Genomic DNA, 2,309 nt, shown 5'->3' on the forward strand with positions numbered 1-2,309 from the left:
CCCCATGCACCGGCATCTTGCCGATCTCGAGCATGATCGGCACGGCGAGCGGCGAGATCTGCTCAAGGTTCTTATGCACGATTCGTCCCTGGATACGCGAGAGCATCTCGGCAAGTCTGCTGACATCCAGCAGACCGGTGGCCGCATCGGCACGCGTCGCCTGCAACAGGATATGGTCGGGCTCATGGCTGCGCAGGACGTCGTAGATGAGATCGGTCGACACGGTGACCTGACGGCCGCTCTTCTCCTGGCCCGGATGACGTTTTTCGATCAGCCCCGAGATCAGCGCGCAATTGCGGAAGGTGCGCTTCAAGAGCCAGCTGCCGGCGAGCCAGGCTTCGAGGTCATCGCCCAGCATGTCCTGGTCGAAAAGTTCGCCGAGCGAAGGTTTCTTTGCCCTGAACATCCTGCCCATATCAGCAAGCGACCATATGGCAAGTGCATAGTCGGTGGCGACGAAGCCGAGCGGCCTGGCTCCCGCCCTGTCGAGCCGGCGGGTGAGCAGCATGCCGAGCGTCTGGTGCGCCAGCCTGCCCTCGAACGGATAGGCCACCAGATAGTGCCGGTTTCCGCGCGGAAAGGTCTCGATCAGCAGGTCGTCGCGTTTCGGCAGCACCGATTTGTCGGCCTGGAAGCTTAGCCAGTCGGCGACCTGTTCCGGCAGCTTTTTCCATCGCTGCGGGTCGTCCAGCATGATGCGGACCTGTTCGGCGAGGTAGGTTGAAAGCGGGAATTTGCCGCCGCCATAATAAGGCACCTTGGCGTCGCTGCCGGGCGCATTCGATACGAAGCACTCGTTCTCGCGGATGCCTTCGAAGCGCAGCACCTTGCCGGCGAACATGAAGGTATCGCCATGCGTCAGCGTTTCAAGGAAAGCCTCCTCGATCTTGCCGAGAACCCGGCCGCCGCGCGAGGCAGAGCCTCTGCTGCCGGCCTGGACATTGCGCACGTTGAGTGCCGGAACTTCGATGATGGTGCCGACATTCAGCCGGTATTGCTGGGCAATGCGAGGATTGGACACGCGCCACAGCCCGTCCTTGTTCAGGCGGATACGGGCGTAGCGCTCATAGTTCTTCAGCGCATAGCCGCCGGTGGCGACGAAATCGACGACACGGTCGAACGTGGGCCGATCGAGGCTGGTATAAGGTGCAGCCGTTCTTACTTCCTCGAACAGCGTATCTGCAAGGAATGGCGCGCCGCAAGCGCAACCCAGCACATGCTGCGCCAGCACGTCGAGCCCGCCATTGACCAGCGGCGGCGTGTCCTGGGCGCCGAGATAATTGGCGTCGAGCGCCGCCCGGCATTCCAGCACCTCGAAGCGGTTGGCCGGGATCAGGATCGCCTTCGACGGCTCATCCATGCGGTGGTTGGCGCGGCCGATACGCTGCGCCAGCCTGCTTGCCCCCTTCGGCGCGCCGACATGCACGACCAGGTCGACGTCGCCCCAGTCTATACCGAGGTCGAGCGTCGAAGTGGCGACGATGGCGCGCAAGGCATTCTCGCCCATCGCTTTCTCGACGCGCCGGCGCTGGGCGACGTCGAGCGAGCCGTGATGCAACGCGATCGGCAACGTGTCCTCATTGACCCGCCACAATTCCTGGAACAGCAGCTCGGCCTGACTGCGTGTGTTGACGAACAGCAGGGTCGTCTTGTGTCGCTTGATCTCGCTGTAGATCTCCGGTGTCGCGTAGCGGGCCGAATGTCCAGCCCACGGCACGCGCTCCTCCGAATCGAGAATGGAGATCTCCGGCTTGGCGCCGCCGGTGACGACAATAAGTTCGGCCAGGCCGCCCGGTGGATTCTGGCTGACCAGCCAGCGCCGCAGTTCGTCCGGCTCGGCGACCGTCGCCGACAGGCCGATCGTCTGCAAGCCGGGAACAAAGGATCGCAGCCGGGCCAGCCCGAGCGACAGGAGATGCCCGCGCTTCGAGGTCACCAAAGAATGCAGTTCGTCGAGGACGACGTAGTGCAGATCCTCGAAGAAGCGCCTGGCGTCGGGCGCGGCAATCAGCAGCGCCAGTTGCTCGGGCGTGGTCAGGAGAATGTCGGGCGGCGCCAGCTTCTGCCGCTGGCGCTTGTGCGCGGGCGTGTCGCCGGTGCGCGTCTCGATGGTAACAGGCAGCCCGATCTCTTCGACCGGTTTGCCGAGATTGCGCTCGATATCGACCGCCAACGCCTTCAGCGGCGAGATATAGAGCGTGTGGATGCCGCGGCGCGCCTGCTCCGGTTTTCTCCTTGGCCGGCCTGCCAGATCGGTCAACGAGGGCAAGAAACCAGCCAGTGTTTTGCCGGCGCCGGTCGGCGCGATC

1 protein-coding gene is annotated in these 2,309 nt (G+C 63.9%); it reads right to left on the reverse strand.

Going from position 1 to position 2,309, the window contains the following annotated elements; all coding sequences use genetic code 11:
- Positions 1-2,309, reverse strand: a 2,309-nt coding sequence (locus EOA86_RS31235) for a ligase-associated DNA damage response DEXH box helicase (protein WP_128345130.1), incomplete at both ends; no start/stop codon positions are given.

Source organism: Mesorhizobium sp. M5C.F.Ca.IN.020.32.2.1 (genome assembly GCF_004023105.1).
Taxonomy (GTDB): domain Bacteria; phylum Pseudomonadota; class Alphaproteobacteria; order Rhizobiales; family Rhizobiaceae; genus Mesorhizobium; species Mesorhizobium wenxiniae.